28 protein-coding genes, 2 tRNA genes and 1 pseudogene are annotated in these 24,702 nt (G+C 69.8%); 22 read left to right on the top strand and 9 right to left on the bottom strand.

The genetic code is table 11. The features are described from left to right. Window positions 1–24 precede the first annotated feature (24 nt). Window positions 25–1,140, top strand: coding sequence for a globin domain-containing protein (locus tag ACFYPM_RS15255; RefSeq protein WP_387196247.1), 1,116 nt, complete (start codon window positions 25–27; stop codon window positions 1,138–1,140). A 69-nt stretch (window positions 1,141–1,209) separates the two neighbouring features. Here ACFYPM_RS15255 and ACFYPM_RS15250 read toward each other — a convergent pair whose 3' ends face one another. Beyond that, window positions 1,210–2,739: a peptide deformylase gene (locus ACFYPM_RS15250; protein ID WP_387196245.1), complete on the bottom strand. Its 1,530-nt coding sequence runs from the start codon at window positions 2,737–2,739 to the stop codon at window positions 1,210–1,212. A 326-nt stretch (window positions 2,740–3,065) separates the two neighbouring features. On the opposite strand from ACFYPM_RS15250, the gene ACFYPM_RS15245 reads away from it, so the two are divergent. Continuing rightward, a complete protein-coding gene (locus ACFYPM_RS15245) occupies window positions 3,066–3,842 on the top strand; it encodes a hypothetical protein (protein WP_387196242.1) in 777 nt (258 codons plus the stop codon). 30 nt (window positions 3,843–3,872) lie between these two features. Here ACFYPM_RS15245 and ACFYPM_RS15240 read toward each other — a convergent pair whose 3' ends face one another. Continuing rightward, the gene (locus tag ACFYPM_RS15240) at window positions 3,873–5,708 is read right to left on the bottom strand and encodes a hypothetical protein (protein ID WP_387196240.1); all 1,836 of its coding nucleotides are present in this window, start codon (window positions 5,706–5,708) and stop codon (window positions 3,873–3,875) included. A gap of 212 nt (window positions 5,709–5,920) precedes the next feature. Between ACFYPM_RS15240 and ACFYPM_RS15235 the strand changes: the two genes are divergently transcribed. After that, window positions 5,921–6,631, top strand: coding sequence for a class I SAM-dependent methyltransferase (locus tag ACFYPM_RS15235; protein WP_387196237.1), 711 nt, complete (start codon window positions 5,921–5,923; stop codon window positions 6,629–6,631). A 115-nt stretch (window positions 6,632–6,746) separates the two neighbouring features. Here ACFYPM_RS15235 and ACFYPM_RS15230 read toward each other — a convergent pair whose 3' ends face one another. After that, the gene (locus ACFYPM_RS15230) at window positions 6,747–7,289 is read right to left on the bottom strand and encodes a YbhB/YbcL family Raf kinase inhibitor-like protein (protein WP_387196234.1); all 543 of its coding nucleotides are present in this window, start codon (window positions 7,287–7,289) and stop codon (window positions 6,747–6,749) included. Window positions 7,290–7,425: 136 nt separating this feature from the next. Between ACFYPM_RS15230 and ACFYPM_RS15225 the strand changes: the two genes are divergently transcribed. Both ACFYPM_RS15225 and ACFYPM_RS15220 read left to right on the top strand, forming a co-directional pair. Then, window positions 7,426–7,578 (top strand): hypothetical protein, encoded by a 153-nt coding sequence (locus ACFYPM_RS15225; RefSeq protein ID WP_387196231.1) that lies wholly within the window; start codon window positions 7,426–7,428, stop codon window positions 7,576–7,578. 51 nt (window positions 7,579–7,629) lie between these two features. After that, complete coding sequence (locus tag ACFYPM_RS15220) at window positions 7,630–8,814, top strand: low temperature requirement protein A (RefSeq protein WP_387196228.1); 1,185 nt, start codon at window positions 7,630–7,632, stop codon at window positions 8,812–8,814. Between the two features lie 23 nt (window positions 8,815–8,837). On the opposite strand, the gene ACFYPM_RS15215 is transcribed toward ACFYPM_RS15220, so the two are convergent. From ACFYPM_RS15215 to ACFYPM_RS15200, 4 genes are all read right to left on the bottom strand, one after another. Then, window positions 8,838–9,557, bottom strand: coding sequence for a helix-turn-helix domain-containing protein (locus ACFYPM_RS15215; RefSeq protein WP_387196436.1), 720 nt, complete (start codon window positions 9,555–9,557; stop codon window positions 8,838–8,840). Window positions 9,558–9,760: 203 nt separating this feature from the next. Continuing rightward, window positions 9,761–9,837 (bottom strand) — tRNA-Ser (locus tag ACFYPM_RS15210). A gap of 208 nt (window positions 9,838–10,045) precedes the next feature. Then, window positions 10,046–10,786, bottom strand: a complete 741-nt coding sequence (locus ACFYPM_RS15205; protein WP_387196225.1) for a glycosyltransferase family 2 protein — start codon at window positions 10,784–10,786, stop codon at window positions 10,046–10,048. Then, window positions 10,786–11,580, bottom strand: a complete 795-nt coding sequence (locus ACFYPM_RS15200; protein ID WP_387196223.1) for a GntR family transcriptional regulator — start codon at window positions 11,578–11,580, stop codon at window positions 10,786–10,788. Before ACFYPM_RS15200 ends, ACFYPM_RS15205 begins: the two co-directional genes overlap by 1 nt. 498 nt (window positions 11,581–12,078) lie before the next feature. Here ACFYPM_RS15200 and ACFYPM_RS15195 point away from each other — a divergent pair, with 498 nt between their 5' ends. The 16 genes and pseudogenes from ACFYPM_RS15195 (at window position 12,079) to ACFYPM_RS15120 (ending at window position 22,902) form a co-directional block, all read left to right on the top strand. Then, window positions 12,079–12,324: a DUF6284 family protein gene (locus ACFYPM_RS15195; RefSeq protein WP_387196220.1), complete on the top strand. Its 246-nt coding sequence runs from the start codon at window positions 12,079–12,081 to the stop codon at window positions 12,322–12,324. 13 nt (window positions 12,325–12,337) lie between these two features. Continuing rightward, window positions 12,338–12,616: a hypothetical protein gene (locus ACFYPM_RS15190; protein ID WP_387196217.1), complete on the top strand. Its 279-nt coding sequence runs from the start codon at window positions 12,338–12,340 to the stop codon at window positions 12,614–12,616. Then, a pseudogene (locus tag ACFYPM_RS15185) lies at window positions 12,616–12,972 on the top strand (RRQRL motif-containing zinc-binding protein); the annotation flags it as partial. The gene ACFYPM_RS15190 and the pseudogene ACFYPM_RS15185, both read left to right, overlap by 1 nt. Before the next feature lie 13 nt (window positions 12,973–12,985). Continuing rightward, entirely contained in the window at window positions 12,986–13,777 is a 792-nt protein-coding gene (locus tag ACFYPM_RS15180) for an ABC transporter permease (protein ID WP_387196214.1), read from the top strand. Window positions 13,778–13,871: 94 nt separating this feature from the next. Next, entirely contained in the window at window positions 13,872–14,006 is a 135-nt protein-coding gene (locus ACFYPM_RS15175) for a hypothetical protein (RefSeq protein ID WP_387196211.1), read from the top strand. A gap of 34 nt (window positions 14,007–14,040) precedes the next feature. Further along, on the top strand, window positions 14,041–14,190 hold the full coding sequence (locus tag ACFYPM_RS15170) for a hypothetical protein (RefSeq protein WP_387196208.1): 150 nt from the start codon (window positions 14,041–14,043) through the stop codon (window positions 14,188–14,190). 89 nt (window positions 14,191–14,279) lie between these two features. Next, on the top strand, window positions 14,280–16,514 hold the full coding sequence (locus tag ACFYPM_RS15165) for a cell division protein FtsK (protein WP_387196205.1): 2,235 nt from the start codon (window positions 14,280–14,282) through the stop codon (window positions 16,512–16,514). A gap of 142 nt (window positions 16,515–16,656) precedes the next feature. Then, entirely contained in the window at window positions 16,657–16,899 is a 243-nt protein-coding gene (locus ACFYPM_RS15160) for a hypothetical protein (RefSeq protein WP_387196202.1), read from the top strand. Then, complete coding sequence (locus tag ACFYPM_RS15155) at window positions 16,896–17,192, top strand: hypothetical protein (RefSeq protein ID WP_387196199.1); 297 nt, start codon at window positions 16,896–16,898, stop codon at window positions 17,190–17,192. Before ACFYPM_RS15160 ends, ACFYPM_RS15155 begins: the two co-directional genes overlap by 4 nt. Then, complete coding sequence (locus ACFYPM_RS15150) at window positions 17,189–17,452, top strand: hypothetical protein (protein WP_387196195.1); 264 nt, start codon at window positions 17,189–17,191, stop codon at window positions 17,450–17,452. Before ACFYPM_RS15155 ends, ACFYPM_RS15150 begins: the two co-directional genes overlap by 4 nt. A 13-nt stretch (window positions 17,453–17,465) precedes the next feature. Further along, window positions 17,466–18,368 carry a bifunctional DNA primase/polymerase gene (locus ACFYPM_RS15145; RefSeq protein WP_387196192.1) on the top strand — a complete coding sequence of 301 codons (903 nt, stop codon included), beginning with the start codon at window positions 17,466–17,468 and terminating at the stop codon, window positions 18,366–18,368. Beyond that, a complete protein-coding gene (locus ACFYPM_RS15140; RefSeq protein WP_387196189.1) occupies window positions 18,365–19,138 on the top strand; it encodes a DUF6884 domain-containing protein in 774 nt (257 codons plus the stop codon). Before ACFYPM_RS15145 ends, ACFYPM_RS15140 begins: the two co-directional genes overlap by 4 nt. Then, the gene (locus tag ACFYPM_RS15135; protein ID WP_387196186.1) at window positions 19,135–20,736 is read left to right on the top strand and encodes a YfjI family protein; all 1,602 of its coding nucleotides are present in this window, start codon (window positions 19,135–19,137) and stop codon (window positions 20,734–20,736) included. Before ACFYPM_RS15140 ends, ACFYPM_RS15135 begins: the two co-directional genes overlap by 4 nt. A 368-nt stretch (window positions 20,737–21,104) precedes the next feature. Further along, window positions 21,105–21,272, top strand: coding sequence for a hypothetical protein (locus tag ACFYPM_RS15130; protein ID WP_387196183.1), 168 nt, complete (start codon window positions 21,105–21,107; stop codon window positions 21,270–21,272). Then, window positions 21,269–21,475, top strand: a complete 207-nt coding sequence (locus ACFYPM_RS15125) for a helix-turn-helix transcriptional regulator (RefSeq protein ID WP_387196180.1) — start codon at window positions 21,269–21,271, stop codon at window positions 21,473–21,475. The genes ACFYPM_RS15130 and ACFYPM_RS15125 overlap by 4 nt, the downstream gene beginning before the upstream one ends. Beyond that, complete coding sequence (locus tag ACFYPM_RS15120) at window positions 21,472–22,902, top strand: tyrosine-type recombinase/integrase (RefSeq protein WP_387196177.1); 1,431 nt, start codon at window positions 21,472–21,474, stop codon at window positions 22,900–22,902. Before ACFYPM_RS15125 ends, ACFYPM_RS15120 begins: the two co-directional genes overlap by 4 nt. Window positions 22,903–23,010: 108 nt before the next feature. Here the strand turns inward: ACFYPM_RS15120 and ACFYPM_RS15115 are convergent. Continuing rightward, a tRNA-Ser gene (locus ACFYPM_RS15115) sits at window positions 23,011–23,097 on the bottom strand. Window positions 23,098–23,259: 162 nt separating this feature from the next. On the opposite strand from ACFYPM_RS15115, the gene ACFYPM_RS15110 reads away from it, so the two are divergent. Beyond that, window positions 23,260–24,234, top strand: a complete 975-nt coding sequence (locus ACFYPM_RS15110; protein ID WP_387196174.1) for an NAD(P)H-quinone oxidoreductase — start codon at window positions 23,260–23,262, stop codon at window positions 24,232–24,234. 6 nt (window positions 24,235–24,240) lie between these two features. On the opposite strand, the gene soxR is transcribed toward ACFYPM_RS15110, so the two are convergent. Continuing rightward, window positions 24,241–24,699 carry a redox-sensitive transcriptional activator SoxR gene (gene soxR / locus ACFYPM_RS15105; RefSeq protein ID WP_387196171.1) on the bottom strand — a complete coding sequence of 153 codons (459 nt, stop codon included), beginning with the start codon at window positions 24,697–24,699 and terminating at the stop codon, window positions 24,241–24,243. Window positions 24,700–24,702 lie beyond the last annotated feature (3 nt).

Here is a 24,702-nt window from a genome sequence, read left to right as displayed (position 1 = left end):
CTGTCGACTGGAGGAGGAGCGCCCGTGGACAACCTCGCACGGTTGCTGAAGGAGAGCTGGACCTTGGTCGAGGACGATCGGGCCCGACTGACCGAGCACTTCTACGCCCAGGTGTTCCTGCTCGACCCCGCCCTGCGGCACCTCTTCCCGGTGCAGATGACCGGCCAGGGCGACCGGCTGCTGGAAGCGATCATCAGGGCGATCCACACGGTCGACGATCCGGAGAGTTTCGCCGCGTTCCTCCGGGGGTTGGGTCGCGACCATCGGAAGTACCACGTCGACGAGAGGCACTACGCGACGATGGGCACCGCACTGCTGGACGCGCTGCGCCGGATCGCCGGCGACGGCTGGAACCTGGAGTACGACCAGGCGTGGCGGGAGGCGTACGAGGCGGTCGCCGCCCTGATGGTCGCCGGGGCGGCGGATGACGACGGTCCGCCGTTCTGGCACGCCGAGGTGCTGACCCACAAGCGCCACGGTCCGGACACCGCGGTGTTGACCTGCCAGGCGTTGCAGCACCCACTGCGTTGGCAGGCTGGGCAGTACGTCAGCCTGGAGGTGCCGCGCCACCATCCCCGGGAGTGGCGGAACTACTCGGTGGCGAACGCGCCCAACGACGACAGCGTGCTGGAATTCCACGTGCGGTCGCCGGGAGCCGGTTGGGTGTCCGGTGCGTTGGTGCGTCGGGTGCGGCCGGGCGACCTGCTCCGCCTGGCGGCGCCGATGGGGTCGATGACCCTGGACCGCACCTCGGAACGGGACATCCTCTGTGTGGCCGGCGGTGTCGGCCTGGCGCCGATCAAGGCGCTCGTGGAGGATCTCGCCACCTTCAACCGCACCCGGTGGGTGCACGTCTTCTACGGCGCCCAGCAGGCAGCGGACCTGTACGGCCTGGCCGGGTTGCAGGAGTTGGTCGCCGTACACCCGTGGTTGTCGGTGACCGCGGCGTGCAGCGACGACCCGGACTTCGACGGTGAGCTGGGTGACATCCCGGAGGTGGTGGCCCGGTACGGCCCGTGGACGGCACACGACTGCTACGTCTCCGGCTCGGCCCGGATGGTCCGGTCCACGCTGCGGGTGCTCGCCGCGGACGAGGTGCCGCCGCCGCGCATCCGCTACGACACCTTCGGTGACCTCTAGACGTTCCTCCCCCCACACCGGGGCGCGTGCCCCTGCCCCCTGGGGCACGCGCCCCGGTCCCCTCGTTCGTCAGTAACGCCAGGGGTGCCCGGTCTCGCGGTATTCCTCGACCGGCACCAGCGGCACGCCGGGTGCCATTCGGTCGACGTAGAGCCGGCCCTCCAGGTGGTCGATCTCGTGGGCCACCAGCCGGGCCATGCCGAACTCGAACGAGGTGATGATGCGGCTGCCGTCCCACTGGGCGTGTTCCACGTCCAGGCGCAGCGGCCGGGGCACCAGACCTCGGTGATCGAAGAAGGACAGGCAGCCCTCGTACTGCTCGTCGGTCTCCGGGTCGGCGTCGACCACCCGGGGGTTGAGCAGCACGACCGGCTCCGCCGACCGGTCGGGGGGCCGCACCACGGCGGCCGCGCGGCCGATGCCGAACTGCGGCGCGGCAACGCCCACTCCCTTGCTGAACGGGTGCAGCTCGTCGAGCCGGGCCAGGGCCATGGTGAGCCGGTCGACCACATCCCGGGCGACGTGTTCCTCGCCGGGCAGGTCGAACGGGCGGGCGCGTTGCCGGAGCAGGTCGTCCCCGCGCTGCACGATGCCGAGGCCGCGCATCCGGTCGCTGGGTCGGATCCGGGTGCCCCCGGGGCCGATGTCCGGTTCGGTGTCCGGGCGGGCGCGGAACCGCCACTGCATCCGGTAGCGCGCGTTCAGCGGAGGGTCGTCGGTCTGCCAGTCGTAGATCACCCGGTCGCCCTCGTCGTGGCGTTGCGGCGCCGTCCGCAGCGGGCCCTCCTCCGCGCTGAGCGAGGTCTCCACGCCCCAGACCTGCGGGTCGAGCGTCGCGGGCAGGTCCAGGCGTACGGCGAGCCGCCGGGTGGGCAGTCGGACGGCTCGTTGGAACCAGGGACCCCACTTCTCGTGCCCGACGCTGTAGGCGTACTCGATGGTGGCCCGGTCGCCCGGGTAGAGGGGGAAGCGTCGCTCCCCGTTCTCGAAGAGCAGCCAGATCTCCTTGAACGCGTCCCGATCGTGCTTGGCTCGCCAGTGCATCGGCTCCGGGTCGCCGCCGCCGTCGTCTCGGCGGGCCTGTAGCTGCAGTTCGGCGAAGGTGAGCGGGTGTTCCCGGTGGTGCCGATTGGAGCGGCCGGGGTCGTTCGGGAAGCGGTCGACAGCGACCCGGACCAGGTAGCGGGTGACCGGCTCGGTGCCGGCGTTGTACAACTCACGATGGATGACGCACCGGTAGCCGTCGTCGGTGTGGGTGAGGGTGGCCAGCTCCCGTTCCACGACCAGGCCGGTGCCGGGTGGCAGCCACTGGCCGGGCAGGTGCGACTCGCGGTGCGGCTGACCCGCCCGGGCGTGCCGCAGGTCGTCGTACTCCCGGAAGCGCTGCCAGATCGCGCCGCTGGCCTCCAGGACGGCCTCCGCGCGGCGGGCGAAGTCCTCGGTCGGGCGGTGTCGGCGCCCCTCGACGTGGCTCACGTAGGACGGGTCGAACCCCATCAGGACCGCCAGTTGCTTCTTGGACAACCCACGGCCGGTCCGTTGCCTGGCGAGTTCGGCCGCGAAGGAGTCGGCAGCCCGTTCGAGGGGTGAGGTCGTCATCGGCTTCCTCATGGCCGGGGCTATAAGTTTCACGTTCCGTGCCCGAGCACACACGCAACTGGCATCTTTTCGACACACCGCTTGACAATCCACCGATGGCTATCGATCGTGCGGTCGCGTTTCCCAGCACTGACTCCGGGTAGTACGCGAAGCGCTACTCCCGTCGGATAGGGAGTGACCTGGGCGTCTGGGATGTGACCAAGGTGAGGCTTCCCTTACGGTCAGGGGCTTGGTTAGGCTAGCCTTAGCTCAGGACGGCACTGGTTCGTCCGCCGGGGCGCACTCCTCGGTCACGCAGACAGGGGACGACTCAGGTGACAGCGGTGATGCCACGGCGCGAGGTCTCCACCACGCCGCTCGCCCCCGTCACCGCAGCGCTGCGGGCCATGTTCGGCACCGACGACGTTCCCGGGCTCGCCCGGGGCCTTGTCGTCGACGACGAGTTCGACTGGGCGCCCGCCACCACCCTGATCGACGGCAGTCGGCTGCCGGAGTTGCTGCGCGGCGCCGCCGTCCGCTGGGGTGGCACCCCGCACGCGTGCGCGGCGCTGGCCTGGAAGTCGTACAGCTACTGGACGGCGCTGCCGGTCGTGCTCGGTTGGGCCTCCGCCCGCCGAGTGCCGCTCGTCGATCCGGCCGACGTGCTGATCCACTTCGAGGACCACCGGCAGCTGCTCACCATGGGTCTGCGTCGGGGGACCACCGTCGCGGTGCTGCCGAACGACCCGTTGGCTCTCGCCGGCCTGCCGGAGGTGCGGGTCGTCGCCGACGAGACGGAGCTGCTGGCAGCGCTGCGCGCGTCACTGCTCGACGCGCACCTCGCACCGCTCATCACGGCGATCCAGTCGGAGGTCCGGGTGGGCACCCGGACGCTACTCGGCTCGGTCGCCTCCGGCATCGCGCACGGCATCCTGCGGGCCGCCGACGGCCTGCCCGGCTCGACGGTGCAGAGCATCGACACGCTGCTCGGCGCGCTCGACCTGGCCGACCTGATCGAGCTGGTGCCGGGGCCGACCGGCGAGCCGACCGTGCAGCGCCGCACCTGCTGCCTCGCCTTCACCCTGCCCCGGCCGAAGGTCTGCCAGGGCTGCTGCGTCCGCTAGGCCGGGCCGGGCTGGGCTGGGCCGCACCGCTCAGTCGGTCAGCGACCGGACGTCCCACACCCACACATCCCCGGTACGGACCGGCTGGATCCCGGTCAGCTCGGTCATCCCCCGACGCAGCGCGGTCTCGTGCTCGTGCGGCCCGAGGATGACCACCCCGGCTCGCCAGAAGCGCAGATCGTCGACCGCTCGGACCCGTGCCTGCGGGGTGATCGGCGGCACCGCCCCGGTACGCCTGATGGTGGCGAAGAAGCTGCTGGTGGGGCGGGGCGGGGCACCGAACAACGCGACGCGCGGGGGATCGGCGCTCGGGCGGGTGTCCGGACCGAGGAAGTAACCACGGGCCAGTGGCATGTCCAGCCGGGTCTCCGCAGCCCATCGCAGCGGCTCCGCGTAGGTGCTGTCCGGCAACGGCAGGGTCACCACGCTGCGCCCGCCTGTCACGTACGGACGCCAGGCCCCACTTGTCACGAACGTGGGAACCGGGTCGAGGTGGGTCACGGGCAGCGGAGTAGGGACGATCGGCAACAGGGCCATCGTGAGCACGGTGGCGGTGACGAAGCGGACCTGCCCCCTGGCGGCCGGGTGCGAGCCGGCCAGCTCGCGGGCACGTTCGGCGCCGTAGGCGAGGAGCAGCCCGATGATCGGGGTGATCGCCAACGCCCACCGGGTCGGCACCACCGAGTGCAGGATCGGCAAATTCTCCAGCGCCGCCCAGGGTCCCGGCACCCCCGTACCCCGGTTGTCGAAGCGGACCTCCCGGCCCAGCGAGAGCACCGCGAAGAGCAGCCCGAGCGCGGCGAGCGCGAGCACCACGACCGAGCGCCGCAACCACCAGACCAGGGCGATCACCAGCACCAGCAACGCCCAGCCGAAGAAGCTGTTCTCCTCGGTCGGGTTCTTGGCCAGACCGGCGGCGGTGCGCGGGCTGCCGGCGAGCGCCTCCCGGGAGTACGCGACGAAAGACGCCAGGTCGCTGGAGTAGCCGCGGATCAGCCGGGACAGCCCGGAGTACGCGTCCGGTCCGAAGAACTGCACGTACAGGGGGTACGCCAGCAGCAGCGCGGCGAGCCCGGCCGCGACGGCGAGGCCGGCGAGGAAGGACCGGGTACGGGAGCGTAGTTCGGCACGACCGAGGGCGAGTACGCCGATGACCAGGCCCAGCCCGATCGCGGTCATCAGCAGGATCTCCAGGTTGAGGAAGGCCTGCCAGACGATCACGAGCGCGAGGAGGATCCCGTTGCGGAGCCAGCGGCCCGGTTCGCCGAGTCGCAGGGTCCGCCAAATGATCAACGGGACGACGAACTGCGACACGATGTTCGGGTGCCCGTTGGCGTGCGACACCATGGCCGGCGCGAACGCGCTGAAGCCACCACCCAGCCACGCCGGCCCGCGGCTGCCGATCAGGACCCGGGAGAGCAGGAAATACCAGGCGGTGGCGGTGGCAATCATGCCGACGGTGAGAAAGACCAGGAATGCCACTCTCGGCCCCAGCAGCAGGGTGACGGGCGTCAGTGGGAGCGAAACGGATAAGACGGACGTATTGGCCATCAAATTCACGCCGTCCGGGACGTTCATCTGATTGGAATGGAACGGATACGCAAAGTGCGTCACGACTCGCGCACCGTGCGCCATCATCCATTCGAACTGCGACTGATCAGACTGGTTGTCCCGTACGCCACTGCCGGGGTCCAACCAGAGCCGGGCGGTCACCCACAGGCCGAGCACCACGAAGCTCAGCACGGCGACCAGATCGGTCCACTTCCCCCTGCGGGGAGGCCGGACGCGACCCGACTCCCCCTGCACCGACGGCGCCACGGCCGGACCGTCGCTGCCGCTGGGCGAGTCCGGCTCAGGAGTAGTCATGACAATTCCCAGCGTAGTCAGGGCATGGCGCTGCCGTGACATGTTTCGGGGTACTGCCGTACTATGTGCCGGGTTCGCCGACCGCCGATCACGAGCCCACCCCCGACCATAATTCGGCCACCCCCGATGCCCCGATTCTTCTGCCGTCCCAGCGGATGATTCACTCTGTCGGTCCAGGCACGGGTCGAGTTCATATCGTGAGGAATCGACGCATGGCAGAAATCACTGGGGATCAGCGCGTTCAGTCCGAGGTGTTGGAAGGCCTGGCGACCGCCGTCAACCACCGTCGCTGGTTCATCGAGCTGGCCCTGCCGTACCTCGGCGACGACCCGATCGAGATCGGCAGCGGCCTCGGTGACTACGCGCTGGAGTGGTCCGAACTGCTGCCCCGGTTCACCGCGACCGAGGCCGACCCGGACCGGCTGGTGCAGCTCAAGGAGCGCCTCGCCGACCGGCCGAACATCGACGTCCGGCAGATGCTGCTGCCCCACAACGACCGGGGCGACTACAGTGCCGCGGTCTCGTACAACGTCCTGGAGCACATCGAGGACCATGTGGGCGCACTGAGCAGCATGCGCGACCTGGTCCGACCCGGCGGCGCTGTGATCATCATCGTGCCGGCGTTCCAGTTCGCGATGGGTCCGGCCGACATCGCCACCGGGCACGTCCGCCGCTACACGAAGAAGACCCTCGGTGCGGCGATGACCGAGGCCGGCCTGACCATCGAGAAGATGCACTACGCCAACGCGCTGGGGCTGATCGGCTACTTCATGGCCACCAAGGTCTTCCGGCTGATGCCGAAGGAGGGCCCGATGGTCAAGGTGTACGACACCCTCGTGCTGCCCGCCACCAAGGCCGCCGAGCAGCTCGTCCGCCCCCCGTTCGGCCAGTCCGTCTTCGCCGTGGCCCGAGTCCCGTCCTAACCCCCCGCCCGCGCGCCACAGCTCTCGCCCCCGCGATCTTGCACTTTCTGTCGCCCTAACGTCCCTTTATGCGGAGAATGCCAGGGGCAGAAAGTGCAAGATCGCGGGGTACGGGTTAGTCCTTGATCTGGTACGTCGGGCGGATCACCGCTCGGGCCAGGGTGTGGAACGTGAGGTTGAAGCCCACGTAGGCGGGGCTGGCGTCCGGGGTCAGGTCCAAGCGGTCGACGTCTACCGCGTGCACCGCGAAGACGTACCGGTGCGGGCGGTCGCCGGGCGGCGGCGCCGCACCGCCGTAGCCCTGCTCGCCGTAGTCGTTGCGGACCGAGAACGCCCCGCCGAGGTCGGTGCCCGCCGCGCCGCCCGCGCCGCTGGGCAGTTGGGTGACGCCGACCGGCACGTTCACCAGCACCCAGTGCCAGAAGCCACTGCCGGTCGGTGCGTCCGGGTCGTAGCAGGTCACCGCGAAGCTCTTCGTCCCGGCCGGAAAATCCGACCAGGCGAGCTGCGGCGAGACGTTGTCCCCCCCGGTGCTGCCATGCGCGTGCCGGGCATCCATGGGCTCACCGTTCTGCACGTCGTCACTTGTCAGCGTGAACGAGGGCAGCGTCGGCAGCAGCTCGTACGGGTCCGGGGCGATCGGTCGTTCCAGGGTCATCAGGACGCGTCCTTCCGGTGTGCGGAGATATCAGCCCCTTCTTACCCCGTTTCAGGGCCGCCAACGACCGGTTGGGGCACTGTCGGGACCACCCGCGCGGATACGATCATCGCCGCAACGTCCACGGGGGAACTTCTTGAGCATCTGGCGCGACTTCCTGATCGCCGTCGTCACCGCGCTCCGCAAGCCGGACGAGCAGTCGCTCGCCCGGGAGCGCCGACGCGCGGTCGAACGACTGGCCGACGAGACCATCCGCCGGGAGCGGCAGGCCACCGACCCGCCGGAGTGACCGGGAGGCGGGGCAACGAACCGCTTCGCCATGAACCGCCAGGATGATTTCATGGCGCGGATCTTCGGGGCACGGCCGATGACGACCTCGGAGTCTCACCGAACAACTCTCTTCGAGATCTTCTTCGATCTGGTGTTCGTCTTCGGACTCGTCCGAGTCACCACGTTCATGAGTCAGCGGCCCGCGCCGGTGTCGCTGGTGCAGGGATTCCTCGTCCTCCTGCTGCTCTGGATCTCCTGGCTGGTCTACTCCTGGCTGGGCAACCACGTCCGGATCGATGTCGGGTTGATCCGTGCCGGCGTCACCGTCGCGATGGCGGCAGTCTTCCTCATCGCTCTCGTCATTCCCGACGTCTGGAGGACCGGACCGGGTACTACGCAATCCCGGCTGATCCTGGTGCTGGCCTACATCGCACTTCGGATTATCGACCTGGTTCTCTTCCGCTGGGTGGAGACAGGCAACCGGCAGCTGCGCCGGACAATTCGCCTCTACGCCCTCTCCACCGCGCTGTCCTGGATTCCACTCGTCCTCGGCGCCGTGTTTGGCGGCACCGCACAGATCCTGCTCTGGGCGCTGGCCCTCACCATCGACATGGGCGGCGGGGTGGTGTCCTCGATGCTGAGCGGGTGGCCGGTGCGAAGTCCAAGCCACTTCGCCGAGCGGCACAGCCTCGTGGTGATCATTGCGCTCGGCGAATCCCTGATCTCGGTCGCCGCCGGCGTCGGGGTTGAGCGGATCCGTGGACCGATCCTGCTGGCCGCGCTCCTCACACTGGCCGTCACCGTGTGCCTGTACTGGCTCTACTCCGCGAGCGCGGCAACCTCCAGGCACGCGTTGACGACGGAGTCCGGGCTGCGGCGGGCCCACGTCGGTGCCGACGCCTACAGCGTCGCCCACTTTCCGGTACTCGCCGGCACCATCTACGTGGCACTGGGAGTCGAGCAGGTGCTCGCCGGCCTGGCACATGAGGAATCCCACGGCAGCTCGTCCTGGATGCCTGCCGTCGCGTTGTTCGGGGGGACCGCCCTGTTCCTCGCGGGCCGGGCGACGTTCCTGAGTCTCAGCGTCCGGTTTGTGCGACCGGGGCAGCTCGTCGCTCCCGTCGCGGCGCTGCCGTTGCTGCCCGTCGGTCGGTACCTGCCCGACCTGGCCGCGCTCGGCCTGCTCACCGCGTTCCTCGCCGTGCTGCTCAGCTACGAGGCGTGGACCAGTCGATCGGCATCGACCAGCGGCTGACGGTGCTGCGACAGGAGGTACCCCTACAGCTCCGGCACCGCGATCCTGCTCTCCAACTGGATCGCCTCGGCGCGAATGGAAGCTGGTGCCTCCCGGGCCAGCCGGCCCGCCAACTCCTGAGCCGCTGGTGAATAACGGACCGTCTCCGGAGAGGTGGACTCCGCGAGGCCCACCAGGTGCAGCGTTGCCTCCTGAGTCCTCTCAAGGTCGGCCGAGCGCGCCAACTCGACGTAGTGGCGGCCCCGCCGTTCGGTCGACGGGATCAACGCCGGGTCGAGCGAGTGCGCCCGCCGTTGTGCCTCGTCAGGGTCGCCCAGGTCGACCGCGCACATCACCGCGTACACGTCGACCAGCGGCCGCGACACCCGGGTCCGAAGACCAACGAAGCCGGTCGGCAGGGCCTGCTCGACCACCCGACGAGCGGCATCCCAGTCGGACCAGGCACCCTGATCACCGGTACGAGCCCGCGTCAATGCGGTACAGAGATGCAGGTCGGCCAGCATCTCGGCCCACTCGTTGCCACCATCGGCGACTCGGGGCTCGATGAGATCGCGAGCCTCCCGCAAACGCTGCGGGGCGACCTGCTGGGCGGCCCGCAAGGTCAGGCTCCGAGGCCCGTTCTCCACGAACTTGATCGTGGTCGGCGACAGTCCGGCGAGGCCGGCAAGTTGCTCGCGGGAGAGGCCGGCGGCTCGACGAAGCCGCTCGACGCGCTGGCCAGGGGTGGGTTGCTGATCCGCCAGGAGGCACCTCGCCGTGCCGGGTACATCGCGTACCCCGACCGTAGGCCGCGATGAGGCGGCCGTCGCTGCCTACTCGCAGCCCGCCGCGCGGCCTCCGACGCAGATGATCCACTCGGGTTCAGTGCAGTCGGGGCATCCCTGAGCATGGGACACCCCGATTTCCGGGAAGCCGAGTGGATCAAGCTCGGCGTCCGGGTGGGCGGAGGGTGTGGGATTCGAACCCACGAAGACATCGCTGCCTTACCGGTTTTCAAGACCGTTGCCGACAGCCGCCTGAGCTGCGTGAACGGTGATCCAGTCAGGATGCTTACCGCCGATATGCCGCCCGCCGCCTTAGCGGATGCTCCTCGGGGAGGAGCGCTGACGGGCTCGACTGATCGGGCACCGTACCGATGAGATGCCCTACGAGAGCGGGGCACCGCGATGGCGGCTGGAAGGGCTGCCGCATCGGTGCCCCGCCGCCGCGTGAAAGGTTTTTGCGTTGTTGGCTACGGAAATAGGGTTTGAAGCGCCCTCGCTCTGCCCTCAATTATGCTCATGCGAGCCATCCACTCTCCCGGCTCGATGTGTTCAGCCTGGCTCGTTGCTTGGCCCTGCCACTTCCGATACAACAGGCCGGGCTCAGAAATGAAATAGCCAGCGCTAGTAACATCGGCCGCCATTAAGAGTCCTGTGTCCTCTGATGCGGGCAATGCCATCCACCCACCCAACGCAACAACCAAGCTTCGTCGGATACACATAGTCGCAGGGTGTACTGACGCTCGGTAGCTATGAGCCGTCCAATATTCAAAGACAGCTCCCCGCGCGAGGGGGCCGGCTAAGGGATCACCCGGGAAGCCGCGAGTTGCCCCGTCGGGCATGAGGTCCAATACGCGCGATACCGTCCATCCGACATTGGGGAATTCTGATAACACCCGGATGTCTCGCTCTAGAGCGCCCTCGGTTAACTGGTCATCAGCGTCTAGGACCTTGACTAGGCTGCCCTTGGCTCGTGCGAGCGCAACCGTTCGGGCAACGCCGGGGCCGCCCCTACGTCCGCTACCTGCCTTAATCCGGCCATCGGGCGGCAGCGCCGCCTCAACCTGCCCGGTCTGCCCATCCTCTTGGACGAGCCACTCCCAATGCCACCCCTCGGGCATGACTTGAGCGGCTAGCGATTCGTACGCCTCAGCCAAGTATTCGAGGCTGCGACCGAAGACGGGCGTTATTACGGATATCAGGTTGCTCATCAAGACCACCGCGCCAGTGGAGTCGTGTAGCGAAGCTCGTAGCGATCTCCCGGCATGAGGATTTCTGAAAGCTCTACAACCCGGTCTTCAGTGTCGATTGATATCTTACGCAGAACAATCAAGGAGACTCCGGGCGGTACATCCAGTTGCTCGGCCTCGTCTCCTTGGGGTGGGCGCGCTGTGATCTCATCTACTATCCGGTCCAACTCGATACCGATGGTGGAAAGCTGATTTTGCGTTCCACCGGGCCACGGTTCGTTGTTCTCGTCAAGCAGGGCCGGGTTCAGACGAACCACGTCATACAGCAGATAGGAATCTACCGTGCTTAGCGGGACGTTCTCCCGACGTAACCTAGTTTGGTAAGTTCGGCGCAGTAGTCGAGTACCGGGCGCGACTTTGAAGATTTCTGCAATTCGCTCATCCGCAGTTTCCGAGTCGTCATAGGTCGCGAAGAATTCCAAGTCATCCACCGTCAGCCCAGTGTCGTGCTCGGTCGCGCCTGTCTTACGGCGCTCATCCTCGCTGGCCTGCGCTCGATCCTTCTCCCATTGGTAGCGCTCGTTCGTGCGCCGTACCCGCTGACGCGGCTCCCGCACGTAGGTTCCGTGCCCATGGCGGGACTCGATCAGCCCTTCTGCCCGCAGGACAGCAAGTGCCTGACGCATGGTTGGCAGGCTCACCTTGTACTGCTCCATGAGCGCGGTCTCGGCGGGAAGCCGGGCACCAGGCGTCAGCTCCCGCGCGTGAATCTTCCGCCGTAGATCATCCGCGATCCGGTCGTACTTGCTGGCCACGCGGCCCTCCCTTGAAGGTTTCGGACTCGCCCAACAGCTTAAGTCCTCAAGACCTCTTGACACCACTAGAGATGGACCTCTAGCGTCCTCTTCAAGTCCTCTTGAGGACTTAAGCTCAGGATGCAAGGCAGCCGGCCGGAGGGTCCGGGGAACGGCGGCACGTAGTTGCCGTACGCCCATGGGCCGCCGGATCAGGTCGTTATTTCTCAACTTCACAGCGACAGGAATGAGTGCGCGTAGGGCCGCTGAGCAGCATCCCTGCCTTGAGCCACACAGGTGGTCGACCCCGGTAGGTCCCGGGTGAGCGGGGCGAGTGAAGCGGCTAGCGCGCACTGCATGACCTCGGGGTGCCGGTGGTGACGGATGCCCATCGACGAGACGTATCCCGCCTGGCGGCTTGCGTCACGAACGGCTGACGCAACCCCGCCGGCGCCGGGCTTGCGTCACCACCGGCACCCCGAGGGTTCCCCCGCTGCGACGACTTCCCGGAGGTTTCCCGTGCGGAACCGACTTGCTCTCATCACCGCCGAACCGACCGCCGCCGACCTGGCCGCAATTGACGCGGAGTGGCCGCTGATCGCGGCCGAACTGGACGTGCTGGACGCCGAGATCACGATGCTCTACGCCGAGGACCACGGCGGCCCGACCCCGCTGGACTGGCGGCGGCTGCGCCGCGCCGAGGCCCGCGTCACCCGTACCGCGACCGACCTGAACACCCGCACCGACCCGCGCCGCGCCGCTTAGGCGAGGTGAGCTGATGAACGAGGTAGACCTCACCCGTTACCGCTACACGAGCGCCGACCTGGAATCGCTGCCGCCGAGCCGGCTACGGGTCGGGGACCTGCTCGCCAGCGCCGGCCCACCCGGGACGGCACGGCACGCCGCCGACCGGGTGATCGCGGTCGACTGGGCGGGCTGGTCGCCGTTCTGGGGCACGGACACCTGGCGGGTCCGCTACCGCAACCCGTGGGGCGAACAGGAATTCGTCAACCCGGACACCATGCACGTCCACCGGGTGCGCCGGGACGCGACCTGATGTCGCGCATCCGCGCCGCCTACTTCGACCCGGACGGATCGCGGTACGGCATCCCCACCTACTGGTGGAAGGGTGCCCCGCCCGGCTACGCCACCCGCCGCCAACTGACCGCCGCCGGCCTACGCCCCGGTGGTCAACCGATCGCCGCTCAGGTGCTCTGGCGCGGCGTCGGCGGCACGCGCACCGCCTACCTCTACCGGCTGGACCTGGCCGCGCCGAAGCGCACCGCGACCCCCGCGCAGCGCGCCGCCATCGGCAAGGCCCTCACGGCCCGCCGCACCTGCCGGACCTGTCAGACGGTGCGGCCCTACTTCATCCCGCGCTCGCTGGGCGAATGCCTTGCGTGCGCCTTCCCCAGGAGGACGCAGCATGACCGCCCCCACCATCAACGGCACCCGCTACCCCCAACCCATCGAAGACCTGTTGCCCGCCGCCCGCGCGCTGGACCTGCCGGACGGGGAGGTGTTCCCGTCGCGCAACCGGCTCATGCGGGAGTTCCGCATCGGTGCCCCGAGGGCCGGTGAACTGCTCGCGCTGCTCAAGGCCGAGCCCGCCGCGCCGCCGGCCGACACCACCGAGCCGGCCAAGCTGGATCCGGCACCCGCCCCGGCCGCACCCGAGCCCGCGCCGCCGGTCGTACCGGACCCGACCCTCTCGCCGGAGATCACGCCTCCCGAGCCAGTCGAGCAGGTCGCGCCGGTCAGTCGCCCGGACACGCCCACCCCGCCCGCGCCGACCCGCTCGGCGGTGGTGTGGCCGGTGGTACTCCTCGCGCTGCCGGCATTCGTGGCGATCTGGTCCGGGTGGGTTGGCCTCGGCGGACTCACCGGGTTCGGCATCGTGCACCCGCTACCCGGGATCTGGGACAGCTTCTCCATCAACTCGGCGATCACGCTCCCGATCGGGGTGGAGACGTACGGCGCGTACGCCCTCTACGTGTGGCTGTCCGGACGGGTGCCCGAGCGGGCACGCCGGTTCGCCAAGTGGTCCGCCCTCGGCTCCCTCGCCATCGGCGCGCTCGGCCAGGTCGCCTACCACCTGTTGGAGGCCGCCGGAGTCACCTCGGCCCCGTGGTGGATCACCACCGCTGTCGCCTGCCTCCCGGTCGCAGTGCTCGGCATGGGCGCTGCCCTCGCGCACCTCGTCCGCAACCACGACTAGCGCCGCCCGGCGGCGCGGCCACTCGGCTTCCCAACCTGCGCCGCGCCGCCGGTCCCCTGCCCATCGGCCCGAAGACCTCAGGGAGAGAACACCCATGATCCCCCGCCGCGCGGCTGCCGCGCACTCCCGAACCGTCCTGCTGCCCTGCGGCAAGCACTACGCCACGTTGTGGGGCAACGCCAACCCGCCCACGACCTGCGGCGACTGCCCGCCCACCAGCAGCCGCTAGCCCGCACCTCACCCCCGGAAGGACACCCCGCCCGATGCGCATCTGGCACCTGTTCAACGCGCTGGCCCTGGCCAACCTCGTACTCATGTTCACCGCCGACGACACCACGGGCCGTGTGCTGCACACGGTCGGCACGGTCGCGTTCGCGGTGACCGCCATCGCGACCCGCCCGCCGCGCCCCTGACCCGCCCGGCGGCGCGGCCACCTGGCTACCAACCCGCGCCGCGCCGCCGGCCCCCTACCGATCTCCCGACCGTTGGAGGAAGCCCCATCATGACTGCCCCTGATGAGAACCGTTTCGACTGGCAGGCCGCCGAGAACGACCTGAGCGACCCTGACGGCCCGGATGCCGAGGTGGTGGACCTCGACGCCGCCCGGTCACGCCGCGGGGCTTCCGTCACCCCGGACGACGGTAACGGAAGCAACCTGGACGACGACCCGCCCGAGGGCGGGCCGGTGCTGGTGGACAGCGTGGAGGCGCAGCGCCGACCGCGTTTCTCCCTCGCCGGGTTCCGAGACGCGCAGCGGGTGCCGATCGTGCCCGGGTGGCTGCGCTCCCGCACGGAGTTCGGCGGGAACGTGGCATGGGCTGGCGGGTTCGCCGCTCACGCCGCCGGCTACCACGCGCTGCGCCTGCCGAAGTACACCGCCAAACTCGCGTGGCACGCCCCGCGCGGCGTGGGCCGGGTCGGGCGGCTGTACGGGCGGTGGCTGTTCGACCTGGAAGGCGAGCCGGTCCGCCAGTCAGTCGTACGCGCCGCGATCGACAAGCCGGAAGAGGCCAAGACGTACCAGGGCCTGTCGCGTCAGCGGGACCGGCGGGTGCGGTGGCGCGGCCTGACCGCGATCCCCGCCATCCTGGCGCTGTTCACCCTGGCCGGGGTGCTGCTGGTCGCCCCGGGTGCCGCGCAGCTCGCCGCGTTGGCGGTGGTGGTGACGGTGTTCGGGTTCGTCGGCGCGCCGACCGACCGGCCGCTACTCGACACCGCCGTGGTCCGCACCGCCGCCGCGCCGCTGACCTCGGTGGAGGTGTTCACGGCCCTAGCCGCGTTGAACATCAAGGGCATCAACGACGCGATCCGCCGGGGCGACAACGGCAAGCGGTGGTTCACCGCACCCATTGTGCGGGAGAACGGCACCGGGTGGCGCGCCGAGGTGGAGCTACCGCGCGGGGTGACCGCCTCGGCGGTGGTCGACAAGCGCGAAGAGTTGGCCGCCGCGCTGACCCGCCCCCTCGGCTGTGTATGGCCGGAGGTCAACGCCGAGGTGCACCCCGGCATGCTGGTCCTGTTCGTCGCCGACAAGGACCTGTCCCGCGCGAAGCAGAACCCCTGGCCGCTGCTCAAGGCGGGCACGGTCAACCTGTTCAAGCCGTTCGCGTTCGGCACCGACCCGCGCGGCCGGTCCGTCACCCTCACCCTGATGTTCGCCTCGATGATCATCGGGTCGATTCCCCGCATGGGGAAGACGTTCGCGTTGCGCCTGGCCCTGCTCGGGGCGTGCCTCGACGCACGGGCGTGGATCCTCGCCTTTGACCTCAAGGGCACCGGTGACCTGTCGCCGTTGGAGCCGGTCGCGCACCGCTACCGCGCCGGTGACGAGGAAGAGGACATCGAGTACGGCATAGCCGCGATGCGGGAGGTCCGCACCGAGATGCGGCGGCGCACGAAGGTGATCCGGGAGCTACCGGCCGACCTGTGCCCGGAGAACAAGGTCACTGACGCGCTGGCCTCGAAGAAGTCGCTGGGGCTGCACCCGATCGTGATCGGCATCGATGAGTGCCAGATCTGGTTCGAGCACCCGAAGTACGGCGACGAGTTCGAGGAGATCTGCACCGATCTGATCAAGCGCGGACCGGCGACCGGGATCACCCTGATCCCGGCCACCCAGCGCCCGGACGACAAGAGCCTGCCCACCGGGATCAGCGCGAACGCGGTGCTGCGGTTCTGCCTCAAGGTGATGGGCTACCGGGAGAACGACATGGTTCTCGGTCAGTCGATGTTCAAGAGCGGCATCCGGGCGACAATGTTCGCCAAGCGGGACAAGGGCATCGGCTACCTGGCCGGTGAGGGCGACGACCCCACGATCACCCGCACGTTCGAGATCGACGGCCCGACCGCCAAGACGGTGGTGGCGCGGGCGCGGGTGCTGCGGGAGCGGGCCGGCAACATCACCGGCCACGCCGCTGGGCACACCGTCAGCACCGAGGCGGTACGCCGGGACACGATCCTTGAGGACGTGATCGCGGTCATGAGCGATGAGGACCCGAAGCTGTGGTCCACGGTCATCGTGGAGCGCCTTGCCGGCCTGCGGCCCGCCGTCTACAACGGGTTCACCGCCGATCAGCTCCGCGAGACGCTCAAGCCGCACGGGGTGAAGACCGGCCAGGTGTGGGGCACCGACCCCGACACCGGCGAGGCCGCCAACCGCAAGGGCATCACCCGCGCTCACGTCCTCGACGCGATCACTCGACGTGACCGCGACGGCGGTACCGCCGGCCCCAAGTAGGCCGAGATTCGCCGCTAGGTCTAGCGGCACCCACCGCTAGACCTAGCGGCACCGCTAGCGACCCAAACATTTCCTGGCCAGCGCCCTAGCACCTAGCGGCGTCGGCTGCTCGCACCCTCAAAACGGCCTGTGGAGGCATCTGATGCTGACCGTCGCCGCGCTAGCTAGCCTGATCATCCTCGGTTACGCAGCGTTCTACCTGATCAAGTGCTACGCCGTCCCGTTCGGCCCCTGCCGCCGCTGCAAAGGCGCGGGGGAACGGCGCGGACGGATCATCCGACTCAAGCGCGAGTGCCCCCGCTGCGCCGGCACCGGCAAGCGCGTACGCGTCGGCCGACGCGTCATCGAACGCATCCGCACCGAGTACCGGGCCGGCAACCAATGAACCGCCGCGCCACCGGCCACACCGAGTGGTGCGGCATGGACCACCGCTGCAACCTCGGCGAGCACCGCTCCGACGAAATCGTGGTCGACGTCGCCGGCCGCTCCCGCGCCGTCCTCGTCAGGGTCCGCACCGCCGCCGGGCGGGAACACGCCGAGGTGCGCGTCAGGGTCGCGCTCGCACCGTCCGAGCTGGCCGCGCGCCGGCAGTTGGTCGGGCTGCTCGGCGACCTGCGCCAGGCCGTGACCCGCGCCGCGATCACCGCCCGACCGCGACCCGGCAGGGCTGGGCGGTGACCGGCCTCAACGGGCTTGAGGTGTGGCTCACCGGCACCCGCGCCGAGCTGGACGCCGCCACCGCCGTCCTGACCGCCGCCGGGCACCTCGTGCAACGCGGCACCCGCCACGCGCTGACCGGCACCGATGCCGGCCGCTACCGCCTCTACCTGCGACTCAACATCGCCACCACCGCTACCCGGACTGCCCGCGAACCGAACACCGGCGGTGGGGCGCTGATCGACCTCGACACCGCCCGCGCCCACCGCCGACCCGCGTGAACAGGAGCAACCCGTGACCGATCTACTCACCGCCGCGCTCGCGCACGCCGAACGCGGCTGGCACGTCTTCCCGCTACGCCCCGACGACAAGCGACCCGCGTTCCCCGACCACACCGCCGACGACTGCGCCGGCCGCGACCCGCGCTGCCGCGCCGCCGGTCACCACCTCGGATGGGAGCCCCGCGCTACCACCGACCCCGACCGCATCCGCCGAGCGTGGACCGCCCGCCCCTACGGCATCGGCATCGCGTGTGGACCGTCGTGCCTGCTGGTGGTTGATCTGGACGTGTCAAAGGACGACACCACCAACCGGACCGGGCTGGACACCCTCGCCGACCTGGCCGCGCGGCACCTGGCCGGAATCGACCCGACGTACACCGTCCGCACCGGGCGGGGCGGCACTCACCTCTACTACCAGCACCCGACGACCGGCCCGGACCTGCGCAACACCGCCGGAACCCTCGGCCCGATGGTCGACACCCGCGCCCACGGCGGATACGTGGTCGCCGCAGGCTCAACGGTCGCCGGACGGCCCTACACCGTCGATCTGGACACCGACCCGGCGCCGCTCGCGGGATGGCTCGCCGGACTGCTCACCCCGGCTCCGCTGCCGCCGCAGCGGCCGGTGGTGGTCGACCTCGGCACCGGCCGCGCTGGCGGGTACGTGCGGGCCGCCGTCACCCGCGAGGTCGAGCGCGTCACCACCGCCGCGAGCGGGGAACGCAACCGGGCGCTCTACATCGCCGCCGTGGCCCTCGGCCAACTCGCGGCCGGTGGGGCGCTCGGCGAGGACGACGCCCAAAGCGTGCTGGAACAGGCGGGCGTGACGGCCGGGCTGCGCACCGCCGAGGCGTACCGCACCGTCCGATCCGGCCTCACCGCCGGCAGCAAGCGACCCCGGACGGTCGCCGCGTGAACCGGCCCGCCGACAACCGCAGTTGTCACCGCGCGCCCCAGCTCCACCCAGCGGCCGGCTATGTGGGCGACCACGCCGCCGCGTTAGCCGCTGCCCGGACGCCCTCGGGCATCCTCGCCGCGCTGGCCGCGTTGGAGGCCGCGTGCCGGGAAGCCCGAGAGTGGATCGCGGTGGACCTCGTGCTCAACGACGGATGGTCGTACGCCGAGGTCGGCCGAGCGACCGGCACCACCCGGCAGGCCGCCAGCAAGGCATACGCCGACCCGGTAAACGCCCGGACGCGCCGCAGCGTGATGGGCCGCAATGACGCGGTGGTGATCGTGGGATGCGGTAGCGCAAAGCTCGACCGGCCCGCGCCGGCCGGGCAGATGTACACCGGCAGCTACCACCGCGCGTGCCGCAGGGCGGCTGACCGGATCGGTGGGCGGCTGGTCATCCTGTCCGCCCGATACGGGCTGCTCACTGCGGACACCGTGATCGAGCCGTACGAGCTGCGGATGGGCCAACCGGGTGCCGTCACCGCGCCGCGCCTGTACGCGCAAGCACGCCGCCTCGGCATCGACGTGGCCGGCACTGTGACCGTGCTCGCTGGCCGCGACTACGCCGACCCGGTGTCCGCCGTCTGGCCGCACGCCCGCCGGCCGCTTGACGGCACGCGCGGGATGCCCGAGCAGATGGCCGTGCTCGCCGAGCTGGCGCGCACGGCGACAACCCCGGTTGTCACCAATCCCCGCTTGCCCGCATCCACACCGGAAGGACGTGCCGCATGACGCCCGCCCGCCTTCACCTCGTCACCGACCAGCTCGACGACACGGACGCACCCCCGGGCAGTGCCGGCCCGCTGTGGGATGTTCCAGTGCCCCTGACCGGGCCGTCCACCGTGCCGCCGCCGTTCCCGGTCGACGTGTTCCCCCGCTGGCTGGGCGACATGGTGACCGGCGTCGCCCGGTTCACCCAGACCGATCCCGCGATGGCCGGCACCCTCGCCGTGGCCGTGCTCTCCGCGTGCGCGGGTGGCCGCCTGGAGGTCGAGCCGGTCGGCGGGTGGCGCGAGCCGGTGAACATCTTCGCCGCCGTCATCGCCGGCCCCGGCGAACGCAAGAGCCCTGTCCACCGGGCGATGACCGCGCCGCTGTTCGCCGCTCAGTCGACGTTGGGCGAGGCGATGCGACCTCGGATCGCGGAGGCCGCCGCGCTGCGGGACATCGCCGACCGGCACGCCGAACAGGCCAAAGCCCAAGCGGCCAAGGCCGCCGACCCGAGCAAGCGCGACGATGCCGCCGCCGAGGCGGTGGCCGCCGCCATCGCGGCCGAGGCGATCACCGTTCCCGGCCTGCCCCGGCTGATCGTGGACGACGCCACCCCCGAAGTCCTCATCAACCTGATGGCCGCCAACGGCGGACGCATGGCGATCATCTCGGACGAGGGCGGCATCTTCGACACCCTCGCGGGGCGGTACTCCGGAGCGCCGAACCTCGACCCGTACCTCAAGGGTCACGCGGGGCAGCCGATGAGCAACGAACGGATCACCCGCGAGGGTGTCTCGGTCGACAAACCGGCCCTGACCGTCTGCGTGATGGCCCAACCCTCGGTGCTGCGCAAGTTCGGCGGTAACGCCGACCTCGCCGGGCGCGGCCTGCCGGCCCGGTTCCTGTTCGCCCTCCCGCGCTCCCTGGCCGGGTATCGGGCGGTGGACACACCACCGATCGCCGAGCAGGTCACCGCCGGCTACCGGCACCGGGTGCACGACCTGGCCGCCACGTTCGCCGAGTGGGAAGACCCCGCCGTCGTCGTGCTCACCGACGACGCCGCCACGGTGCGCCGCGCCGCCGCCGAGGCCGTGGAGGCCGAGCTACGGCCCGGCGGGAGCCTGTACGACATGCGCGAGTGGGGCAACAAGCTCTCCGGCGCGACGCTGCGCCTGGCCGGGCTGCTGCACGTCGCCCACCACCCCGCCGACGCGTGGCGGCAACCCATCGACGCCGACCGGATGGCCGACGCGGTACGCCTCGCCGAGTTCTTCGCCGCCCACTACCGGGCCGCGCTGACCACCATCGGCAGTGACACCGCGATCGAGAAAGCCCGGTACCTGCTCGGGGTGCTCACCACCAAGGGCATGACCACCTTCACCCGCCGCGAAGCGCACCGCCGGGTCGCCCGCCGCCTGCCGAAGTCCGACGAGGTGATCGCCGTGCTCAACGAGCTGATCGCCCTCGGGTGGGTCCGCAACGGGCCGGACGGCCGCTACGAGCTGCACCCCCGCGCTGCCGGAGACGACCCCGGAAACGCTGACACGCTGACAATCGCCACGCCCGGCGACGTTTCCGCAGCTCACAGCACCCGAGAAGGTGTCAGCGGCCCGCGCTGACAGCCGCTGACAGGTGCTGACAATCCCCGCCGCCGCCCGTGAGGTGTCAGCGCTGTCAGCGCCTGTCAGCGCACCCCGCTGACAGCTTTACACCGCCGCTCACCTGCGGAAACGTCACTAGCAGGCCCTGCTGTCAGCGTGTCAGCGCTTCCCGGCCTCCCGCCGCCGCCTGCCGGCACCGACCGCCGGCCGACAACCCCCGGAAGCGACCCGCTGAGAGCCCCCGAGAGCACTAGGCCCTATGCCTTACACCCGGAAGCCCTGGATCTTGCCTCTACGGCGCTCTCAGTGGGCCGCCCTACGCCCTCCTGCCGCATCGCCTAGCCGACCCTCCACACGCGACCCGCGCCGACCGGAAGGCCCTCACCGTGCGAATCAGGCTGCACGGCACCCCCACTGAAACAGCCGCAGCGCTCGACGCCATCGCCCGAGTGCTGCACATCCAGCAGGTCAGCCGGCCCTACCCCGACCGCCGATCCCCGCTGTTGCAGCGCATCTACCTCCACGCCACCCCGAGGGAGGGCACCCGCCCATGACCACCCCGAAGCGCACCACCCCGACCGGGAACCTGCTCACCCTCGCCGAAGTCCTGGACGAACTGCGCGTACCCCGCTCGACCTTCTTCCGCTGGAAGGCCACCGGCCGCGCGCCCCGAACCATCAAGTACCCGAACGGCAGCCTGTACGTCCGCCGCCGCGACCTGGACAACTGGCTCAACGACCACGAAGAGGCAGCATGAGCACCTACGAGGTACGCATCTGGGCAACCCGTGAATACCAGGGACGCGACCGGAAGACCGGCAAGGATCGCAAGAGCTATCGCGTCCGGTGGGAGGTAGCCGGGCGCGAATTCGGCAAGACGTTTCAAACGCGAGCAATGGCCGAGAGCTTCCGATCGCGCCTCGTCATAGCGCAGCGCGAGGGAATTGCGTTCGACAAGCCGACCGGCCTGCCGGAACCGATGGCGCGAGAACTGAACAGCCGAACGTGGTACGAAGTCGCGGTGGCGTTCGTCGACATGAAATGGTCCCGGGCCGCCGCGACCCAGCGAAAGAGCATCGCCGACGCCCTCACGACTGTGACGCCAGCATTCTTGAGCAGCACGCGGGGCGCGCCCCCCGATGCCGAGATCCGGAAAGCGCTGTATACGTGGATCTTCAACAAGTCGCAGCGGGACGCCGATCCGCCGGCCGACCTGGCAGCAGCCGTCAAGTGGCTTAAGGCCAACACGCTTGCACTGACCGAACTAGCGAACGCGGCCACAATTCGGAAGGCGCTTGACACCCTGGCGACCCGGCTCGACGGCGGGCCGGCCGCCGCTAACACCGTTGCCCGCAAGCGAGCCGTCCTCTATAGCGCGCTCAAATACGCGGTGGAGCTGCGATACCTCGACGCACACCCGATGGATTTCGTCCAGTGGCGAGCACCGAAAAACGAAGAGAAAATCGACCGGAAGGTTGTGGCGAATCCGCAGCAAGCACGCTTACTGCTGGCCGCCGTGAGCGATCGAGATCCGGCCCTAGCGGGGTTCTTCGCGTGCATGTACTTCGCAGCGCTCCGACCGTCTGAGGTAATGCACCTGAGAGACGACGAATGCGAGCTTCCCGAAGAGGGTTGGGGGTGGCTTCACCTCAGCGGGTCAACGCAACACGTCGGCGAGGAATGGAGCGACAGCGGCGAAATGCGCGAGGACCGAGAGCTAAAGCACCGAGCGAAAAAGGCGACGCGCGACGTGCCGGCCTGCCCTGAACTTGTCCGCATCCTGCGACACCATCGGCAGCACTACGGCAACCCGGGCGGGCGGATGTTCAACGCGCCCGGCTCACGGCCTGGCCCCGTCACGAAGAGCACCTACCTGAGAGCCTGGCGGCAGGCACGGGAACAGGCCCTTACCCCCGCTCAGCAACGCTCCGTCCTGGCACGGGTGCCCTACCACCTGCGGCATGCTGCCGTGTCGCTCTGGCTCAATGCCGGCGTGCCGGCTACCCAGGTCGCCGAGTGGGCAGGGCACAGCGTGCACGTCCTGCTCAAGGTCTACGCCTCGTGCATCGACGGTCAGGACGAGGCCGCACGGAAGCGGATCGAGGCTGCGCTAGCCACTCCTGACCAGCACGAGAGCGCCCGACCGGCCGATGAAACTTTGCCGCCCATTTGCCGCGACGAGTGAGACGCGGCGGCCCCGAACGGGACTAAGTGAGACTGACTCGCTATTCACAGAAGCGCCCCCCGGCCAGCGTTCGCGCTGGTCAGGGGGCGTTTTTGCTGTCCAGAGGGGCGGAGGGTGTGGGATTCGAACCCACGAAGACATCGCTGCCTTACCGGTTTTCAAGACCAGCGCCATCGGCCACTAGGCGAACCCTCCTGGGCCGCCACCCGCGGGCGTACGGCCACGCACAGTCTGCCACGGCTTCCGCCGGACGGCCCGGCGTCCCTCCCCGAACACGGTGACCAGCCCGTCCGGGCCGTCCACTGTGGCCTTGTGGTTGCGCCTGCGGCACCCGCGGAGATCGGGAAGACTGGGTTCATGCGAGCCATCACCATTCCGCAGCCCGGTGGACCCGACGCGCTGGTCTGGGCCGAGGTGCCCGACCCGGAGCCAGGCCCCGACGAGGTGATCGTGGATGTGCGGGCCAGCGGGGTCAACCGTGCTGACCTGCTGCAACGGCAGGGGCACTACCCACCGCCGGCGGGCGCGTCCGCGTACCCCGGGTTGGAATGCTCCGGGGTTGTCACGGAGGTGGGGTCGGAGGTCGCCGGGTGGGCGGTCGGGCAGCAGGTGTGCGCGCTGCTGGCCGGCGGCGGGTACGCCGAGCGGGTCGCGGTCCCCGCCGGGCAGTTGCTGCCGGTGCCGGCCTGCGACCCGGTGGACGCCGGGGCGCTGCCGGAGGTGGCCTGCACGGTCTGGTCGAACCTGATCCAGGTGGGTCGGCTCGGCGCGGGTGACACGCTGCTGGTGCACGGCGGGGGCAGCGGGATCGGCACCTTCGCGGTCCAGTTCGGGGCGGCCCTCGGCGCGACGATCCTGACCACCGCCCGGGAGACCAAGCACTCCCGGCTGCGGGAGCTGGGCGCGTCCCACACGATCGACTACCGGGAGCAGGACTTCGTCGAGGAGGTCCGGCAGGCGACTGACGGTCGGGGCGCGGACGTCATCCTGGACATCATGGGCGCGTCCTACCTGGGCCGGAACGTCTCCGCGCTGGCCAGCGGCGGCCGGCTCGTGGTGATCGGGATGCAGGGCGGGCGCAAGGGCGAGTTGGATCTCGGCGCGCTGATGACCAAACGGGCGAGCATTGCGGCGACGTCGCTGCGCTCCCGACCGCCGGCCGAGAAGGCGGAGATCGTCCAGGGCGTACGGGACGAGGTGTGGCCGTTGATCGAGGCCGGCACGGTCCGACCGATCGTGGACCGGCGGGTGCCGATGAGCGAGGCGGCGACGGCGCACCGGCTCGTCGAGTCGAACGACCACTTCGGCAAGGTGCTGCTCACGCGCGGGTGAGGGGCGTCAGACGAGCGTGTCGTCAGTGGGTCGGGGCAGCATCAGGCGGGCGCCCGGCCCCTCGCCGGCCAGCGCGTCACCCGGGTTGTTGAGCGTGCAGCGTTGCAGGGACAGACAGCCACAGCCGATGCAGCCGTCCAGATCGTCGCGGAGGTTGGTGAGCAGGCGGATCTTTTCGTCCAACCGGCCCCGCCAGCTCGCGGAGAGCCGCGCCCAGTCCTGCGGGCTGGGCGTGCGGGCCTCGGGGAGCGACTCCAACGCCGCCCGGATCTCGTCGAGCGAGACGCCGACCTGCTGGGAGATCCGGATGAAGGCGACCCGGCGCAGCTCGGCGCGGGCGTACCGGCGCTGGTTGCCGCCGGTACGGTCGGCGCGGATCAGCCCGAGCCGCTCGTAGTAGCGCAGCGCCGACGGAGCCACCCCGGAGCGGGCGGACAGGTCGCCGATCGTCAGTAGATCCTGCATCAC

The sequence above is a fragment of the Micromonospora sp. NPDC005203 genome, from assembly GCF_042872705.1.
GTDB lineage: Bacteria > Actinomycetota > Actinomycetes > Mycobacteriales > Micromonosporaceae > Micromonospora.
This window is presented reverse-complemented; position numbering and strand designations above follow the sequence as displayed.